This is a genomic window from Pedobacter sp. UC225_61, from assembly GCF_044452285.1.
GTDB lineage: Bacteria > Bacteroidota > Bacteroidia > Sphingobacteriales > Sphingobacteriaceae > Pedobacter.
Genome location: NZ_JBIOAL010000001.1, coordinates 822,571 through 841,614 on the forward strand (window position 1 = coordinate 822,571; position 19,044 = coordinate 841,614).

General features: G+C 33.7%; 17 protein-coding genes. 11 read left to right on the top strand and 6 right to left on the bottom strand.

The window, feature by feature from the left end; genetic code table 11:
• Window positions 1–265 precede the first annotated feature (265 nt).
• Window positions 266–616, bottom strand: a complete 351-nt coding sequence (gene panD / locus ACHMWN_RS03940; protein ID WP_173271117.1) for an aspartate 1-decarboxylase — start codon at window positions 614–616, stop codon at window positions 266–268.
• Window positions 617–701: 85 nt separating this feature from the next.
• The gene (panC, locus tag ACHMWN_RS03945) at window positions 702–1,553 is read right to left on the bottom strand and encodes a pantoate--beta-alanine ligase (RefSeq protein ID WP_397303535.1); all 852 of its coding nucleotides are present in this window, start codon (window positions 1,551–1,553) and stop codon (window positions 702–704) included.
• 149 nt (window positions 1,554–1,702) lie between these two features.
• On the opposite strand from panC, the gene ACHMWN_RS03950 reads away from it, so the two are divergent.
• From ACHMWN_RS03950 to glmS, 3 genes are all read left to right on the top strand, one after another.
• Window positions 1,703–2,527: a glycogen/starch synthase gene (locus ACHMWN_RS03950; protein ID WP_397297905.1), complete on the top strand. Its 825-nt coding sequence runs from the start codon at window positions 1,703–1,705 to the stop codon at window positions 2,525–2,527.
• Between the two features lie 178 nt (window positions 2,528–2,705).
• Window positions 2,706–3,974 (top strand): DUF4270 family protein, encoded by a 1,269-nt coding sequence (locus ACHMWN_RS03955; RefSeq protein WP_397303538.1) that lies wholly within the window; start codon window positions 2,706–2,708, stop codon window positions 3,972–3,974.
• 82 nt (window positions 3,975–4,056) lie between these two features.
• Window positions 4,057–5,895 (top strand): glutamine--fructose-6-phosphate transaminase (isomerizing), encoded by a 1,839-nt coding sequence (gene glmS / locus ACHMWN_RS03960; RefSeq protein ID WP_397297907.1) that lies wholly within the window; start codon window positions 4,057–4,059, stop codon window positions 5,893–5,895.
• A gap of 120 nt (window positions 5,896–6,015) precedes the next feature.
• Here glmS and ACHMWN_RS03965 read toward each other — a convergent pair whose 3' ends face one another.
• On the bottom strand, window positions 6,016–6,444 hold the full coding sequence (locus ACHMWN_RS03965; RefSeq protein WP_397297909.1) for a single-stranded DNA-binding protein: 429 nt from the start codon (window positions 6,442–6,444) through the stop codon (window positions 6,016–6,018).
• 12 nt (window positions 6,445–6,456) lie between these two features.
• On the bottom strand, window positions 6,457–7,536 hold the full coding sequence (gene mutY, locus ACHMWN_RS03970) for an A/G-specific adenine glycosylase (protein ID WP_397297911.1): 1,080 nt from the start codon (window positions 7,534–7,536) through the stop codon (window positions 6,457–6,459).
• Between the two features lie 140 nt (window positions 7,537–7,676).
• Between mutY and ACHMWN_RS03975 the strand changes: the two genes are divergently transcribed.
• The 7 genes from ACHMWN_RS03975 to ACHMWN_RS04005 all read left to right on the top strand — a co-directional run bounded on the left by ACHMWN_RS03975 (window position 7,677) and on the right by ACHMWN_RS04005 (window position 14,694).
• Window positions 7,677–7,979 carry an HU family DNA-binding protein gene (locus ACHMWN_RS03975; protein WP_055133196.1) on the top strand — a complete coding sequence of 101 codons (303 nt, stop codon included), beginning with the start codon at window positions 7,677–7,679 and terminating at the stop codon, window positions 7,977–7,979.
• 5 nt (window positions 7,980–7,984) lie between these two features.
• Window positions 7,985–8,857: a tetratricopeptide repeat protein gene (locus tag ACHMWN_RS03980; RefSeq protein WP_397297913.1), complete on the top strand. Its 873-nt coding sequence runs from the start codon at window positions 7,985–7,987 to the stop codon at window positions 8,855–8,857.
• 249 nt (window positions 8,858–9,106) lie between these two features.
• The gene (locus ACHMWN_RS03985; RefSeq protein WP_397297915.1) at window positions 9,107–10,657 is read left to right on the top strand and encodes a ribonuclease E/G; all 1,551 of its coding nucleotides are present in this window, start codon (window positions 9,107–9,109) and stop codon (window positions 10,655–10,657) included.
• Window positions 10,658–10,798: 141 nt separating this feature from the next.
• On the top strand, window positions 10,799–12,175 hold the full coding sequence (gene radA, locus ACHMWN_RS03990; RefSeq protein ID WP_397297916.1) for a DNA repair protein RadA: 1,377 nt from the start codon (window positions 10,799–10,801) through the stop codon (window positions 12,173–12,175).
• Window positions 12,176–12,532: 357 nt separating this feature from the next.
• Window positions 12,533–13,003, top strand: coding sequence for a DUF4920 domain-containing protein (locus tag ACHMWN_RS03995; protein ID WP_397297918.1), 471 nt, complete (start codon window positions 12,533–12,535; stop codon window positions 13,001–13,003).
• Between the two features lie 180 nt (window positions 13,004–13,183).
• Window positions 13,184–13,741 carry a LemA family protein gene (locus tag ACHMWN_RS04000; protein ID WP_397297919.1) on the top strand — a complete coding sequence of 186 codons (558 nt, stop codon included), beginning with the start codon at window positions 13,184–13,186 and terminating at the stop codon, window positions 13,739–13,741.
• Window positions 13,741–14,694: a DUF3137 domain-containing protein gene (locus ACHMWN_RS04005; RefSeq protein ID WP_397297920.1), complete on the top strand. Its 954-nt coding sequence runs from the start codon at window positions 13,741–13,743 to the stop codon at window positions 14,692–14,694. The genes ACHMWN_RS04000 and ACHMWN_RS04005 overlap by 1 nt, the downstream gene beginning before the upstream one ends.
• Before the next feature lie 36 nt (window positions 14,695–14,730).
• Here ACHMWN_RS04005 and carB read toward each other — a convergent pair whose 3' ends face one another.
• Together carB and ACHMWN_RS04015 are read right to left on the bottom strand one after the other, a co-directional pair.
• On the bottom strand, window positions 14,731–17,628 hold the full coding sequence (carB, locus tag ACHMWN_RS04010) for a carbamoyl-phosphate synthase large subunit (protein WP_397297922.1): 2,898 nt from the start codon (window positions 17,626–17,628) through the stop codon (window positions 14,731–14,733).
• Between the two features lie 204 nt (window positions 17,629–17,832).
• A complete protein-coding gene (locus tag ACHMWN_RS04015) occupies window positions 17,833–18,150 on the bottom strand; it encodes a carboxypeptidase regulatory-like domain-containing protein (protein WP_397297924.1) in 318 nt (105 codons plus the stop codon).
• Window positions 18,151–18,430: 280 nt separating this feature from the next.
• On the opposite strand from ACHMWN_RS04015, the gene ACHMWN_RS04020 reads away from it, so the two are divergent.
• A complete protein-coding gene (locus ACHMWN_RS04020; RefSeq protein WP_397297926.1) occupies window positions 18,431–18,949 on the top strand; it encodes a hypothetical protein in 519 nt (172 codons plus the stop codon).
• Window positions 18,950–19,044 lie beyond the last annotated feature (95 nt).

Consider the following 19,044-nt stretch of genomic DNA (forward strand, 5'->3'; position numbering starts at 1 on the left):
AACTTAGCATTCATTTCTCCTACATTCCTCCTAGTCTCCTCCTACATTTCTCCTGAAAAATGCCCTTTGAGAAGAACAAACCTAGGGTAAACCTCGAACAACACTAGAGCAACACCACTTTTTTACTGACATTTCTGGACATATACAGACATTCTCGGACATTTAAACTACTCGGTTATGTTCGAAAAAAGTAAAAACAGTCAAACTTAGAATTAAAAAACTCTAAAATCAGTTGTGAAAGCTCTGTATCGTTAAGAAGAGGATATTATTTCAAAAGCTTGTTGTTATCGTCTGGGAAAACGAGAATGGGTTGATATTTTTTAGCCTCTTCTATTGGTAAAGAGCCATAAGACATAATAATTAAGATATCGCCAACTTGAACTTTTCTAGCGGTAGCACCATTTAAGCAAATAGTACCTGTACCACGTTCGCCTCTAATTGCATAGGTTTCAAAACGTTCGCCATTGTTATTATTTACAATTTGAACTTTTTCATTTGCGATGATATTAGCTGCATCCAATAAATCTTCATCTATAGTAATACTGCCAACGTAATTTAATTCTGCCTGCGTTACTTTAACACGGTGTATTTTCGATTTTAAAATCTCGATAATCATACTGCAAAGTTAGTACATTATTATGGAAGATATATAATGGAAGATGTAAGATGTGTCATATGCAATCCATTTTACAGCTCCCATATTACATTTTAAGCAGCATGTTGTCTATTAATCTTGTTTCGCCAACCTTTGCAGCTACAAGCGCTATCGGATATTTAGTAGTTTTAGTCTCTATAGGCAATAAGGTTTCTCCATCGGCAATAGTAAAATAATCTAAATCAACTCCATTGGTTTCATTAATCATTTTTTTAGCGTCTTCTAACAACTGCGCTAAACTCAATTGCTTAAAATTATCTTTCACATAGTGTAAAGCTTTGCTTAATACTAAGGCATTTTTTCTATCTGCTTTAGATAAATGGATATTTCTAGAACTCATCGCCAATCCATCTTCTTCTCTTATAATTGGACAAGAAACAATTTCGACAGGCATGTTAAAATAGTTCACCATGTTCTTAATCATCAGCACCTGCTGGAAATCTTTTTGACCAAAAAAAGCAATGTCTGGATGTACAGCATCAAAAAGTTTTTTTACAATTTGAGTTACGCCTTGATAATGACCTTTCCTAAATTCTCCTTCTAACAAAAACTCTGCATTGCCTAAATCTATATGCCAATTTTCAGGTTTTGGGAAGCTTGGGTACATCTCTTTAACCGTTGGCATAAATACAACATCACAGCCCGCATCGTTTAACATTTTAATATCATGCTCCAGTGGTCTTGGGTATTTTTCTAAATCTTTAGGATCTGTAAATTGAGTAGGGTTTACAAAAATGCTACACACAACTATATCAGCATATTGTTGTGCAATTTTAATAAGTGATAAGTGACCTTTGTGCAGGGCGCCCATAGTAGGCACCAATGCGATTTTAGAATTTGTCTTCTGCAATGGTGTTAACACTAACTGCAGTGCTGAGATTGTATGTATAATTTCCAAATTACCAATTGGTTTTAAAGGCTCAAAGTTGAACATTTATCTAAAACTTACAAAGCCTATTGCACAAGTTATTGATAAATATTAATATTATACGTACCTTTGCACCTTGATAATCTTTAAATTAACATAATTTAATATACACTATGGAGATGGCAAAAACGAAGCTACTGATTGTTACACACGAGATGTCGCCTTTCCTCGAACTCACTAAAATTTCAGAAATTACCCGTCAATTACCACAAGCAATGCAAGAAAAAGGATTTGAAATCCGCATCTTAATGCCGAGGTTTGGTAACATTAACGAAAGAAGAAACAGGTTACACGAGGTTATCCGTTTATCTGGTATGAACATTATTATTGATGATAATGATAATCCGTTAATCATAAAAGTTGCATCAATTCCAGCTGCACGTATGCAAGTTTATTTCTTAGATAATGAAGATTATTTTCAAAGAAAATATGTTTTCAGAGATAAGGAAAACAAGTTTTATGCAGATAATGATGAGCGTACAATTTTCTTCTGTAAAGGCGCTTTAGAAACTGTTAAAAAATTAGGTTGGGCACCTGATATTGTTCATTGCCACGGCTGGATGACATCTTTAGTACCTGCTTACATTAAAACCACGTATAAAAACGACCCTACATTTAAAAATGCAAAAGTAGTTTACTCTGTTTATGAGAATTGCTTTACTGAAACTTTAAATGCTGATTTGCATAAAAAGGCAGTGATGAATAACATGACTGAAGATGATACAAAAGCATTCATTAAAGCGGACTGTAACAGCTTGCATATGGGGGCAATAACCCATTCGGATGCTGTTGTTTTGGCAGATGAAAATGTAGATAAAGATGTGTTAAAATTTGTTAAAGATTCTAATAAGCCAACTTTAGCCTTTAATTTAACCGAAAATTACGAGAACTTCTTCAGTTTTTACGAAGAAATCTCTGATGAGGAATTGGTTTCAGTAGCTTAAAAGCGAGCATTATTTTAATATTAAATATGAAATTTTCAAAACTAGACTTATTAACCCTGTTGATAAGTCTTTTCTTTTCGCATCATGCGAAAACACATCAACCATAGGATTAGAAGTAGACCCTAGTAGTGCTATACAAGGTTCTTTAGTTGATTCGATTACAATTACCTCTCGTACTATAAAAGAGGATGAAACATCTACACTTTCTGCCGTTAGACATCCTTTAGGGTATATGAAAGATCCACTATTTGGAACAACAGAATCGAGTTTAGCAATGGCTGTCAATTTACCAAACGATGCATACGATTTTGGAACTACACCTGTTATCGATTCAGCAATTTTAGTTCTAAACTATGGCAGTGAGTTTTATGGAGACAGTACATCAACTTATAGTATTGATGTTCATCCATTAAATGTTAACATTTCAAAAGAAACTTCCTTTTTAAGTAATAGAAATTGGACTTACAATAATCAGTTGATAGGAAATAAAACAGGTAAATTATATCCAACAACAGCATATAAAGTTACTGATGTTGTAGCGGGCAAGGCGGACACATTAAGAACCGTTACACCACAAATAAGAATACCTTTGGATAAAACATATATTCAAAATAACATTGCGAATTTGAGCGCTACAAGTTTAAAGTACAATTCGAACTTTACACAGGCTTTTAATGGTTTACACGTTCAAATTAATAAAACGAATTCTACTGGTAACGGAGGTATTGCTTTCTTTGATTTTACAGGAACTACTTCAGCACTCGTTTTATATTATAAAAAGCAAAATGCAACTACTGCTACTGTAAAAGATACAGTATCAATCAATTTCCCAATTGCAAATACAAAAGCGCCAATTGCAGCAACGATTAAACATGATTATACAGGCACCCCAATTGCTACTCAATTAAGCAATCCAACAGTACAGCAATCTGTAACATACTTACAACCATTAGTTGGCTTGAGGAATAAAATTGCTTTCCCTTATTTAAGCAAATTTGCTGCTAACATTGGTAAGATTGTGGTTAATAAAGCAGAATTAGTAATTGACGTAAGCACAGGGACAGATATTATTCCTTATGGGGTTGCACCGAGGCTTGCTCTTTATAGATATGATATTGCAGAACAAAGACAAAATGTGCCAGATAATAATTCAGCAACACAATTTTCTAGTGGAGATCCTCGCTCATTGACTCCAACAGTTTTTGGTGGATATTATAATTCCGTAACTAAGCAATATGTATTTGTAGTAACAAGTTATGTTCAGGATTTATTGAACGGAAAAACTACAGATTATGGTACATTTTTAGCAGTAACACCTACTAATGAATATCAAATCTATCCATCTATTTCTGCAGCTGCTAGATCTGTAATTGGTTCTTTTAAAAAGACCCCAGTTGCAGGCGATAATGTGATGAAATTAAACATTTACTATACCAAAATAGACTAAAAATTTATTTTACGCAACCGTTTGATTAATCCCTCAAAAGCAATACTTTTGAGGGATTTCTTATTTTAATGGAAAAATTTATATGTGTGGAATTGTAGGTTATATTGGTTTTCGTGAGGCATGGCCAATTGTAATTAAAGGGCTAAAAAGATTAGAATACCGTGGTTACGATAGTGCAGGCATCGCATTAATCGATGAAGGTGATCTAAACATCTATAAAAAGGCTGGAAAAGTTCAAGAACTCGAAAATTATTCTGTAGGCAAAAATTTGTCGGGAACAATTGGTATGGGGCATACCCGTTGGGCAACCCATGGAGCGCCATCAGATCGGAATTCTCACCCCCACACTTCTAATAATAGCAGATTAAGTATCATCCATAATGGCATTATTGAGAATTATGCGACTTTAAAAGAAGAGCTTTTAAGAAGGGGGCATACTTTTAATAGTGACACTGATACTGAGGTTTTAATTCATTTGGTAGAAGAAATCTATAAAAATGAAGAAGTAGATCTATTAGAAGCTGTTAGATTAGCTTTAAACGAAGTTAGCGGAGCTTATGCTATTGTTATAATGGATCAAGATAATCCTAATGAATTAATTGCCGCTAGAAAAGGAAGCCCTATGGTTATTGGTGTTGGTCAGGGAGAATATTTCATCGCTTCTGATGCTACGCCTATTATTGAATATACTAAAAATGTTATTTATCTAAACGATAATGAAATTGCTTTTGTAAAAAGAGATGAGCTTTTGATTAAACGATTAGATAATGTTATACAAACTCCATATATACAAGAATTAGAGCTTCAATTAGAAATGCTTGAAAAAGGTGGTTACGATCACTTTATGTTAAAGGAAATTTATGAGCAACCTCGTTCAATAAGAGACTGTATGAGGGGCCGTATATATCCTGAAGAGGGCAAAGTGCAATTAGGAGGAATTAAAGAGTTTGCAGATAAGCTTAAAAATATAGACCGCATTATTATAGTTGCTTGTGGTACTTCATGGCATGCTGGTTTAGTTGGAGAATATTTAATAGAGGAGTACGCTCGTATTCCAGTTGAGGTAGAATACGCCTCAGAATTTAGATATAGAAATCCGATTATTACTGAAAAAGATGTAGTTATTGCTATTTCACAATCTGGCGAAACTGCAGATACAATGGCGGCTATAGAAATGGCTAAAGAAAAGGGCGCCACCATTTTTGGTGTTTGTAATGTTGTAGGAGCTTCTATTCCTAGAATTACCCATGCTGGCGTGTATACGCATGCAGGACCAGAAATTGGTGTGGCATCTACAAAAGCATTTACTGCCCAAGTAACGGTATTAACGTTAATGGCGTTTTATATGGCGCAGCAAAAAGGAACTATTTCTAATTCAAAATTAGTAGAGCTATTAACAGAGTTAGATTGTATTCCTGATAAAATTGCTGTAGCATTGAAATCGAACGATCTTGTCAAATCAATCTCAGAAAAATTTAAAGACTCAAGAAATTGTTTGTTTTTAGGCAGAGGAAGCGGTTTCCCAGTAGCTTTAGAAGGTGCTTTAAAATTGAAAGAGATATCTTATATCCATGCGGAAGGATATCCAGCAGCGGAAATGAAGCATGGCCCAATTGCGTTAATTGATGAAGAAATGCCTGTAGTTGTTATTGCTACCAAAAATTCATCGTATGAAAAAGTGATTAGCAACATTCAAGAGGTTAAAGCTAGAAAAGGAGTTGTCATTGCTATTGTAACTGAAGGTGATACTGAAGTTAAAAAGATGGCAGATTATTGCATTGAAATACCTGATTCTAGTGAAGCTTTCTTACCGTTATTAGCAACTATACCGCTTCAACTATTATCTTATCATATTGCAGTTTTAAGAGGTTGTAATGTAGATCAACCTAGAAATTTAGCAAAATCTGTGACAGTAGAATAATTTAATCATTAAGCAATTAAAAAGAATAAGACTCCTTGAATCTTAATTTCTAATATTAAAATGGCTAAAAACAAAAGGCTCGATAAATATCGAGCCTTTTGTTTAAATAAGTTTTGAGCATTAAAAGGGCAAATCTCCAGTTTCATCTACTGGACTTACAAAATCATCCTCACTTTTAGGCGTAGTACCTCCATTATTAGCTGGTGTATTTTCGAAATCACTTTTCCTACCCAACATCGTAAAATTCTCTGCTACAACTTCAGTAACATACTTTTTAACCTTTTCCTTGTCTTCAAAAGAGCGAGTGCGTAACTTTCCTTCAATATAGACCAGTTTTCCTTTTTGTAGATACTTAGATGCAACCTCTGCTAAGCCTCTCCATAACACAATATTGTGCCATTCAGTTTGTTCTACACGCTTACCGTCTTTGTTGTACGTTTCTGAAGTAGCCAATGGAAAACTTGCTACCGTGACGCCACCTTCTAAATGCCGAACTTCTGGGTCTTTTCCCAGATGTCCTACTAAAATAACTTTGTTAATGCCAGACATAGATATATTTGATTAGTTTTTTAAATACAGATTTATAAAATCGCTGATTACTTTAGGATGAGGTAAATCTTCAAAATCTTCAAGCAAAACAGATTTAATATCTGCATGTAGATTAAAGTTAACAATATAATTATCTAAACCAAAAAATTGCACGTATATAATTTGGTGGCTTAACAGGTGCTTTTTTTGCATTAATGGCGTAACTCTAACGTTTTGCCCAAAAGTATTTTTCATACTTTCAATGAATGATTTTTCTTCAAAATCAGGCTTTCCGTCAGTTTCAATTAAAGGGAAATCATATAACTGTTGCCATACATCTCCAGGTTGACGTTGTTTAGTTAGAATTTTCCCATTCTTTATGCCAACAAAGTAATTAAACCATCGTTCTCTAACTTTAAGTTTTTTTAATTTTACAGGCAAATCATCCACTTTGTGGTTCTTATAAGCATAACAACCAAGCTGTAAAGGGCATACAGTACACAAAGGCGATTTAGGCTTACATTGCAAGGCACCAAACTCCATCATAGCTTGGTTATACAAGGATGGCTTTTGATCTTCGATTAAACGCTGTGCTAATTCTGAAAACACCTTTTTCCCAATAGTAGAGTTTATGGGTTCTTCAATTCCAAAATATCTGGCCAATACTCTAAAAACATTACCATCTAAAACAGCTTTAGCTTGATTATTAGAGAAAGACGATATCGCAGCAGCTGTATAATCGCCAATTCCTTTTAATTGAATCAACTCTTCATAATGAATAGGAAATACTCCATTATGCATTTCCATTACCTGTTTAGCTGTGAACAACATATTTCTACCACGTGAATAATAACCCAAACCTTGCCAAAGTTTTAATACTTGATTTTCTGTTGCTTCTGCAAAGGATTTAACCGTTGGAAAATGTGCTAAAAATTTATTGAAGTAAGGTAAACCTTGCTCAACACGGGTTTGTTGTAAAATAATTTCTGATAACCAAATCACATAAGCATCGGTAGTATTACGCCATGGAAGCTCACGTTTATTAATTTTATACCATTTTACTATTTCATTTTGGAAGTTCATTCCTTCAAAAATACGATCTAAATATATCATTTTACCAAAACTTGCATTAACATGATAAGTTTCCTTGTAAATAAATCATCTTTTATTTTCCTATCTCATTAAAAAGCAATACTTTTGCAACCCCAAAACAGTTATAATATTTAACAACAATAACTTAATAATAGAAAAATATGACTAAGGCAGATATTATTTCAGAAATATCAACAAAAACAGGAATTGAGAAAGTAGACGTACAGGAAACAGTTGAAGCATTTTTCAAGGTAATCAAAAACAGCATGATTGGCGGAGAAAATGTTTACGTAAGAGGATTTGGTAGTTTCGTTGTAAAAAAGAGAGCACAAAAAACTGCTAGAAATATTTCTAAAAACACTGCGATTATTATTCCAGAGCATTTTGTTCCAAGCTTTAAACCAGCAAAAGTTTTTGTTGATAAAGTAAAAAACAACTCTAAAAAAGTTAAAGCAGAAGCTTAATTATTATGTTAAACACAATCCGTTCAAAACAAGTTTTTATAATTATTGCAATTTTATTGCTTGTTGGATTTTTGTTTACAAGACAAATTAAGGGTTTAGTTAAACCAAAGGATGAAGCAAGTAAAATGCCAACTGAGCAGACTACTGCAAATTCGACCACTACGCAATTAACTATTGAAGAGTTATCTGCTACTGCAAAAAACTTAGTAAGCAATGCAACATCAAAAGAAATTTCTACTTTAGAAAACGCTTACAAAAGCGCCTCTGGAGCAGAAAAGACTGCACAAGCTAAGCAATTAGCTCAAAAATGGGATGATGTTGAGCAAGCGGCTCCAAGTGCTATGTATTTAGAAGTTGTTGCAAATAACGAGCCTACATTAACAAATTGGTTAAATGCTGGAACTCGCTTTTTGAAAGCTTTTGATAATGCTGTACAAGACAGCTTGGTTCAACCAGTTATGTTGCAAAAAGCAAATGCAGCTTTTACTAAAGCATTAGCAATAGACTCTACAAGTAGCGATGCAAGAACCGGTTTAGGTACAACCATTGTTAACGGTTTAGGTGCACCAATGCAGGGTATAGCAATGTTATTGGATGTAGTTAAAAAAGATCCTAAAAACCTTAAAGCAAATATGCAACTAGGCATGTTCGCAATAAAATCTGGTCAATTTGATAAAGCAATTATTCGTTTTAATGATATAATTACCAATATTAAGGCTACACCAGATGCCTATTTTTATTTAGCTACTGCTAATGAAAATTTAGGCAACAACAAAGAAGCAATAGACGCTTATTTAAATAGCAAGAAATTAGCAGCTAACCCAACATTATCCAAATGGATTGATACTAAGGTAGCTGAGTTAAAGAATAAACGTTAATTAACAGAATTAATAAAAACATTAAAAACTTAAAATTATGCCAAGCGGTAAAAAAAGAAAAAGACATAAAATGGCTACGCACAAACGTAAAAAACGTTTAAGAAAAAACAGACACAAGAAAAAATAGGATACTCCTATTAGTGTATTGATCAAAAATAAATATCTGATAATTCGGGTATTTATTTTTGGATTCAATGTTTTTTGGTCCATGTGTAATAAGGCATTAAATTGCCTTAAAATCTGTAGCTTTTGGTAAAGGAATTAATAATCGATTCGACTCCTACGGGAGTAACCATAGCTTTGATTGAAGATAAACATCTTGTAGAACTTCATAAAGAACACATTAACAACAATTACGCCGTTGGCGATATTTATTTAGGCCGCATTAAAAAAATTATGCCTGGTTTAAATGCTGCGTTTGTTGATGTAGGTTATGAGAAAGATGCATTTTTGCATTATTTCGATTTAGGTCCGCAAGTACAATCTTTAATAAAGCTTACAAAAATTAAGCGTAACGGCACAGTTAATGGTACTTTATTAGATAATTTTAAATTAGAAGCTGACATAAATAAAGCGGGTAAAATATCCGAAATCGTCAGCAAAAATTTGATCCTTCCCGTTCAAATTGCTAAAGAACCTATTTCTACTAAAGGCCCTAGATTAAGCTCTGATCTTTCCATTGCAGGAAGATATATAGTTTTAGTGCCCTTTTCTAACGTGATATCCATCTCTAAAAAGATTAAAAGCAATACTGAACGTAATCGTTTAAAAAAGATTATTGAAAGTATAAAGCCTAAAAACTTTGGAGTGATTATCAGAACTGTTTCTGAAGGAAAAGGCGTTGCCGAATTACAAAAAGATTTATTGGATTCTGTATCTAAATGGGAAAACTTTACAAAGAAGTTGCCCGAAGCAGAACCTTCTAAACGTGTTTGGGGAGAGATGGATCGTACTTCTACCCTAATCAGAGATATTTTAAGCACCGATTTTACAAATGTTTATGTAAACGATGCAAACCTGTTTGAAGATATTCGTTCTTATGTACATGAGATTTCGCCCGAAATGGAGAAAATCGTTAAACATTACAAACATAAAGAGCCTATTTTTGAGCATTTCGGTGTAGAAAAGCAAATTAAAAATGGCTTCGGTAAAACAGTTAATCTTGCTGGCGGAGCTTATTTAGTAGTAGAACATACTGAGGCTTTACATGTTATTGATGTAAACAGTGGTAATAGAACTGCTAGTAAAGAAAATCAAGAAGAAAATGCGCTTCAAGTTAATAAAGAAGCTGCAAAAGAAATTGCTCGTCAATTGAGATTGAGAGATATGGGCGGTATTGTGGTGATCGATTTTATCGACATGCACAAACCAACTAACCGTAAAATGCTTTTTGATTATTTACGCGATTTGATGTTACTTGATCGTGCTAAACACACCATTTTGCCTCCAAGTAAATTTGGCTTAGTTCAAATTACTCGTCAACGTGTTAGACCAGAAATGAATATTGTTACGGTAGAAAAATGCCCTACATGTGATGGTACTGGAGAAATTAAAGCAAGTATTGTTTTAATGGATGATATAGAAAGTAATTTGACTTATATTTTGCAAGAGCAGAATGAAAAGAACATTACACTTTGCGTGCATCCTTATATTGAAGCTTTCATTAAAAAAGGATTTATTTCATTACAATGGAAATGGTTCTTCAAATTTGGTCAACGCATTAAGATAAGATCAGTATCTTCTTATAACTTAACAGAGTTCCATTTTTTATCTTCAAAAGACGAAGAAATTAAATTATAACAATTAATAAAACTGAGAGCCTGGTTTCTAAAAAGAAATCAGGCTTTTTTATTGTTCATAAATTTTCAAGATTTTTCAGCTGAATAAATCTAAATTCGTAGTAAAAAATCTTCATTCAAAAATTGTAAATCTTAAATCAAATTGGCTAAAACAAAATCAGCATATTTCTGTCAGAGTTGTGGTTATGAATCTGCAAAATGGTTGGGCAAATGCCCATCATGTAACCAATGGAATACCTTTGTAGAAGAAATAATTGATAAAGGCACAACCCATGTTCCAACTTGGAAATCTGCCTCAGGAACACAAAGGCTAAGTAAGCCAAGTAAGGTTGAAGAAATTCAAAGCGCAACAGAGGAAAGAACTACTACAGGCGATGCAGAATTAGACCGGGTTTTAGGCGGAGGATTAGTTGCAGGTTCGGTTATATTAATTGGTGGAGAGCCTGGAATTGGTAAATCAACCTTAATGTTACAGGTTGCGCTAAATGTATCTGGCAGAAAAGTATTGTACGTTTCTGGAGAGGAAAGTGAGCAGCAAATTAAAATGCGAGCAGAAAGAATTACAATTAATCCTAAAGCAGATTGCTATATTCTTACCGAAACTTCAACACAAAATATTTTTAAGCAAATAGAACAGTTAGCGCCAGAAATTGTCATTATTGATTCTATTCAAACCTTACATTCTGCACATATCGAGTCTACTCCAGGAAGCGTTTCTCAAGTTAGAGAATGTACGGCAGAGTTATTGCGTTTTGCAAAGGAAACCGACACGCCTGTTTTTTTAATTGGACATATTACCAAAGACGGCGCAATTGCAGGTCCCAAAATTTTAGAACACATGGTAGACACTGTTTTGCAGTTTGAAGGAGACAGGCATCACATTTATCGAATTTTAAGATCTATTAAAAACCGTTTTGGCGCAGCTGCAGAATTAGGAATTTATGCCATGCAAAGCAGTGGGTTGAGAGAAGTTTCAAATCCCTCAGAAATTCTGCTTTCTCAACGAGATGAAGAATTAAGTGGAATTACAATTGGAGCAACTTTAGAGGGCGCAAGACCGATGTTAATTGAAACACAGGCCTTAGTTAGTATTGCTGCTTATGGAACTCCGCAGCGATCGGCCACGGGCTTTGATACCAAGCGGATGAATATGTTGCTTGCCGTACTAGAAAAAAGATGTGGATTTAGATTGAGTGCGAAAGATGTTTTCTTAAATATCGCTGGCGGAATTAAAGTTGAAGACCCTGCGATTGACTTATCAATTATGGCGGCGATTATTTCATCTCATGAAGATATTTTTATTTCATCAAAAATTTGTTTTGCTGCAGAAGTTGGTTTATCTGGAGAAATTAGAGCAGTAAATCGCATAGAGCAACGCATTTCAGAAGCAGAAAAGTTAGGTTTCGAAAAAATATTTATCTCAAATTACAACCTAAAAGGATTGGTGAAAGATAAATTTAAAATACAAATAATTACAGTTAGCAAAATTGAAGAAGTTTTCTCTTTACTTTTTGGCTAACTCTCCAATTCATTTAAGGAAATAAATTACCCATATCATGATTTTCTGGTACATATCTCTACAAGTGAGTATTAGGTGTTATGAATAAATTTTTATAGAAAGACCTTTAAACTATTATTTATCAAGCATTTATAAATATTATTTGCCAAGTCATTTATTTGGACAGCCTATTGCTTCTTATTTAGCATTGGTATTTTCATGATTACTAATAAATAGGGATGATTGACCCCCACTGCTTTTAAGTAGTGGGGATTTTTTTCAATCCTACATTTATGAACAGAACATTCCTTATTTAAAAAGATTTTAAATATTTTTGTATCAGATAGATAAGAGTTCGTCCAATTAAAAATAGAGAAAATGAAAAAAATTATTTTAAGCCTGGCCCTTTGTATGTTTACTGCATTTGCTTTTGCACAAGACGCAACTTCATTTGAAGGAAAATCTTTTGGTGAAGGTGTTAAAAAAGGAAATGTAATTACAACCGCTGAAGTAAATGCGAAACTTGGCAATGAAACCAAAAAAGATATGAAAGTTACTGGGCTAGTGACTTTAGTTTGTCAAAAAAAGGGTTGTTTTATGAATTTAGAAGCGCCAAATGGTGAGACTATTCGTGTGAATTTTAAGGATTATGCTTTTTTTATGCCTAAAGATTTAGCTGGTAAAAAAGTAGTAATTGATGGTTTTGCAGAAAGAACGGAAACATCTGTTGAAGATTTAAAACATATTGCTGAAGACGCTAAGAAACCAGCTGAGGAAATTGCAAAAATCACAAAACCTAAAAAAGAAATTGTGTTTGAAGCAAAAGGAGTCGTAATTTTGGAGAATTAGAAAGGTTCTCCTTTTTAATATTGATTGATTGAACCCTGCTCTCTCCGGAGTAGGGTTTTTTTTACACATTTGCTTACTGCAAAATTTGGAAATTTAACTGCTGTAACGTTTTGTAAATATCTGCATCCAATCTCTATACAAAAAACTTATATTTATCTTAACACTTAAACACAAACAGATATGATTATAGTTGCTATCATTGCAATCGCCGTTTTAATTATTGGCATTGGCATATACAATTCCTTAATTAGTAAAAAGAATCAAGTAGCAAATGCATTTTCTGCCATAGATGTAATGCTTAAAAAACGTTTCGACTTACTACCAAACTTAGTAGAAACAGTTAAACAATACATGCAGTACGAAGGTGATACGTTGACAAAAATCACTGAATTAAGAGGAAAAGCTTTAGGAGCAAACGTTAGTGAAAGTGATAAATTAGCTCTAGATCAACAAATTGGGAGTGCTGTAAAAGGTTTAATGGTAAGTGTAGAGAATTATCCAGATCTAAAGGCAAATCAAAATTTTTTAACCTTACAAAGTACATGGACTGAAAGCGAAGAGCAGATTGCTGCCGCTAGAAGAAACTATAATTCTTCTGTAACTACTTACAATAATGCTGTAATGATGTTCCCTGGGAATATGTTCGCTGGTATGTTGGGTTATCAACCAATTGCAGTTTTAGAAACCGCCGAAGAAGAACGCAAAAATGTAAGCGCTAAAGAACTTTTTAATAATTAATGTCTACAAATTTCACATTACCTGCAGCTGTAGAAAATGTACTTGCTGAATTAGAAATTGAACGAAAAAAAATTGTTTCTAATAAATTGCAAGGCTGGAGCTTTATTGTATTAGGCATAGTTTGTTTCGCTTGTGGTTCTGTTTTAAGTTTAGTTTTCCTTGCAGTTGTTGGTTTTATCATCGTAATTCCTGGTGCAGTTATTTTATTCCGAATTGGAGATACTGTTTCTAATTACAAAAGTCGATTTAAACAAGAAGTAATTGGAGCAGCATTAAGTTCAGTAGATAAAAGTTTAACTTTAGATCCTAACAGGGGAATTATAGAATCAGAATTTACAGCTTCGCAGCTTTTTACTACATCACCAGATAGATACAGTACTGAAGATTTAATAAGTGGGGTAATTGGCAAAACTAGCTTTTATTTTGCAGAAGTACATGCAGAATACAAAACCGAAGTTCAGACCAAAAGCGGTAGGCAAGTTACTTGGCATGATATTTTAAAAGGAATAGTGTTCACTGCTGATTTCAACAAAAATTTTAATGGCGTTACTGTAGTTAGGCCTAGAGATTTTGGCAGTAAGATTGGCGCTTGGTTTTCTAAAAATGTATATTCATTTGGAGATAAAAACATAGTAGAGTTAGAAAATGAGGGCTTTAACAAAAATTTTGTAACCTATGGCACAGATCAAATTGAAGCTCGATATATTTTAACTCCAGCAATGATGGAAAGAATAAATGATCTTAATCAGCGATCGGCTTATACGATATCTTTATCATTCATCGGTACACAAATGTATATTGCTTTCCCTTTGGATAAAAATTATTTTGAACCTCCTGTTTTTAAGACATTATTAAAATCAGATTTATTAGATGATGATATGTCTGTGTTGACTTTTATGTATGATATTGTACGAGAACTAGATTTGAATACTAGGATTTGGACAAAGCTGTAATAAAAAATCCCTCAACTTTCATTAAGGGATTTTTAATTATTTAGATAAATACATCGATTTATCTTTATATAACTTACGGAAATAAGGATCTTCTAAATCTTTAATGAAACGAATGGCTTCACCAGTTGATTTCATTTCTGGACCCAATTCTTTCGTTACTTCAGGGAATTTATCAAAAGAAAATACAGGTTCTTTAATTGCGTATCCATTTAGTTTACGAACAATATTAAAGTCTTTTAATTTATTTACGCCCAGCATAATTCTAGCCGCGATATTAATATAAGGCACATCATACGCTTTTGCGATGAAAGGAACTGTACGAGAAGCTCTTGGATTTGCTTCGATTACATATACCTTATCATCTTTAACTGCAAACTGAATATTTAATAATCCAATTACATTTAAAGCTCTTGCAATTTTCTTAGAATAGGTTTCCATATCTGAAATTACCTGTTCCGATAAGCTAAAAGGAGGTAAGACTGCACTAGAATCTCCAGAGTGAATACCTGCAGGCTCAATGTGTTCCATTAAACCAACAATATGCACATCTGTTCCATCGCTAATTGAATCTGATTCAGTTTCTTCTGCTCTGTCTAAGAAATGGTCAATTAACACTCTGTTTCCAGGTAAATCTCCCAACAACTTAACAACAGCTTTTTCTAAGTCTTCATCGTTAATTACAATGCTCATCCCTTGTCCGCCTAAAACATAACTAGGGCGAACTAAAACTGGGTAACCAACTTCATTTGCAACCACAATTGCTTCTTCCGCATTTTCAGCTACACCATATTTTGGATAAGGAATGTCTAATTCTTTTAATAAGTCTGAGAAACGACCACGATCTTCGGCAATATCCATATCGTTATACGCAGTACCGATAATCTTGATATTATTCTCATGAAGTTTTTCAGCCATTTTAAGTGCTGTTTGTCCGCCAAGTTGAACAATTACGCCTACCGGATTTTCTAGCTCTATAATTTCGCGAACATGCTCCCAGAAAACTGGCTCAAAGTATAATTTATCGGCCATGTTAAAATCTGTAGATACCGTTTCAGGATTACAGTTAATCATAATCGCTTCAAAACCACTTTCTTTTGCTGCTAATAATCCATGTACGCAAGAATAATCAAATTCTATCCCCTGACCAATTCTGTTTGGTCCAGAACCTAGAACAATTACTTTTTTCTTATCGGAAACTATTGATTCGTTTGTACCTAATTCATCTCCATTTGAAAGCGTTTCATTGCCTACTAAAGAAATTTGAATTGGCGATTCTTCAAATGTTGAGTAGAAGTATGGCGTTTGTGCTGCAAACTCTGCGGCACATGTATCTACCATTTTATACACTCGTTTAATTCCTAATTCTTTACGGCGATTGTACACATCATCCTCTGTTACATTTCCTAAAACATAAGCAATTTGTATATCAGAAAAGCCTCTTTGCTTTAAGTTAAAGAAGAAATCTTTAGGAATATTAGTTAATGAATAACGTTTAAGTTCTACTTCTAAGTTTACTAATTCTTGAATTTGAGACAAGAACCATTTATCTATTTTAGTTACTTTACGAATAGATTCTAAAGGTACACCCATGCTCATTGCATCTTTTATAAGGAACAAACGGTTCCAACTTGGATGCTCTAAACCATACATTATTTCATCGATACTTCTGTTATGTCTGCCATCTGCGCCTAAACCTGCTCTACCTATTTCTAAACTTTGAGTAGCTTTTTGCAGCGCCTCAATAAAGCTACGACCAATGGCCATTACCTCGCCTACAGATTTCATCTGTAAACCTAGCTCCATGTTAGCTCCTTTAAATTTATCGAAGTTCCAACGTGGGATTTTAACGATAACGTAATCTAAAGTAGGTTCGAAATATGCTGAAGTAGTTTTGGTAATTTGATTTTCAATCTCATCTAAGTTATAACCGATGGCTAATTTAGCTGCAATTTTTGCAATTGGATAACCAGTTGCTTTACTTGCTAAGGCTGATGAACGCGAAACACGAGGGTTAATTTCAATCGCAATAATATCATCGTTGTCTGGATTTACAGAGAACTGAACATTACATCCGCCAGCAAAATTACCAATGGCACGCATCATTTCTATAGCTTGATTACGCATTTCTTGGTAACAACGATCAGATAATGTCATTGCAGGAGCTACGGTAATCGAATCTCCAGTGTGAATTCCCATTGGATCAAAATTCTCAATTGAACATATGATGATTACGTTATCATTATTATCTCTCAGCAATTCCAATTCGTATTCTTTCCAACCTAAAACAGCCTTTTCTACTAAAACTTCGTGAGTTGGAGAAGCTTCTAAACCACGTTTTAAAGCGGCATCAAAATCTTCTTTTTTATGTACAAAACCACCACCAGAACCACCAAGTGTATAGGATGGTCGAATTACTAATGGGAAGCCAATGTTTTGTGCGGCTTCTTTACCTTCTAAATAAGAGTTTGCAATTTTTGATGGAGCAACACCTACACCTATATCAACCATTAACTGGCGGAATGATTCTCTATTTTCAGTTTTCTCAATTGCAGCTACATCTACACCAATAATTTTTACACCATGGGCTTTCCAAATACCACGTTCTTCTGCATCAACACAAAGATTTAAGGCTGTCTGACCCCCCATTGTTGGCAATACTGCATCAATTTTAGGAAGGTTTGGGTTGTTTGCATGATCAGTTAAAATCTGTTCTATCGATTCTAACGTTAAAGGCAACAAATAAACATGATCACCGATAACTTTATCGGTCATAATGGTTGCTGGATTAGAATTAATAATAGAAACCGTAATTCCTTCATCTTTAAGTGAAAGTGCGGCTTGTGAACCAGCATAATCAAATTCGCAAGCTTGACCAATAATAATAGGTCCCGATCCGATAATAAGTACTGAGCGTATGGAGGTGTCTTTAGGCATTGTGAGGGTTTAAAAAAGTCTAAAGTAAAAGTCAATTTGACTGCTAGCTGGGAGAATTCCTATGCTATAAAATGAAAAATCCCAACTGCTCTGTCGGGATGCAAAGATAGGTTTTTTGAAAGAAAAAATATGGTGTTTTTTGAAATTATTGTAATAAAAAGAGGGCATCGAGCCCTCTTTTTGTTTTTAACACACAATTTATATTTATTGTTGCAATTTTATTTCTCCTAAATCTGTTGTTGCACTATCTGTAACTGCAACATTTTCTACAGAAGCATCTTTATAAGGGGCATTTGCTTTTACCCAAACGGTATATGTGCCTTTTTTAACATTACTAAATACAAAAGCTCCGTTACTAATCTGACTTTTTAAAGTGTCCGTTCCAGCAACTGCAACAACTTCTTTTGCACCTTCGGCTGGTGTAACTTTACCTTGTATTCCACCTTCTTTAATTGAACCGAATGCAAACAATCCCAATGATAAACCTGCAACAGCTAAAAAATTTAAACTCGCTCTTTTCATAATTTTAATTTTAGTTAAACTTCTATTAATTAAGCGTAAGTTTTTTCCATCCAGTGAGTTTAAATTTAATGTTTAGTTTTTTAGAGGTGCGTTTAAATAAACACTTTTATAACGAGCTTGTTTTAAAAAATATTGCCTGTCTTATTTAAACTTGATTAAAAACTGGCTAGGAATACCTTTAAAACGTCTTAAATTATAGACAGAAACCTATCCCTAAGACAGGTAAAACTATTTGGAATAGCATTTGTTATCAATGAGTTAATTAACAAATAAAATTCAGATGAAAAAGATAATCTTACCATTTATTGCTTTAATTGTTCTTGTTAGTGGTTGTGCTACAGTACAATCTATTATAAAATCAACATTTCCTTATACAGCAACATTAGTTATCCCAGCAGGAACTAAAAATAATGTTGTGCAGGTAACAACTAGTACGGCTAGCAGTTTTGACCAAATATTTGGAAACCAAAGTGGCACAGATTACATTAGAGATGTACGAGTTACTTCTGTAAAATTGGATGCTAGTAATCCTAGCACTCAAAACCTAGGCATATTTAAAACAGTAAAACTATTTTTAGTGAACGGTAGTTCAGAAGTCATGGTTGCGTCAAGAAATGATGTCTCAGAAAATATTGGCAACAATCTTGTACTAGACATAGACAATTCACGTTTTGTTGATGAGTATATCAAAGGAAGTAATTTGAGAATGAGGATGGAATACACGTTAAGAAATAGTTTAACGAGTGATGTGAGTGTAAGAGCGGCGATAAATTTTAGCTCATCGCCAAATACAAAATAGAACTAAAATTTCCTCAACAAGTTTGAGGATTCTTCATAAATAGTTTGTTTGGTTTATTGTCCGGTAGGGGTTGTTCCCTATCGGACTTTTTTGTT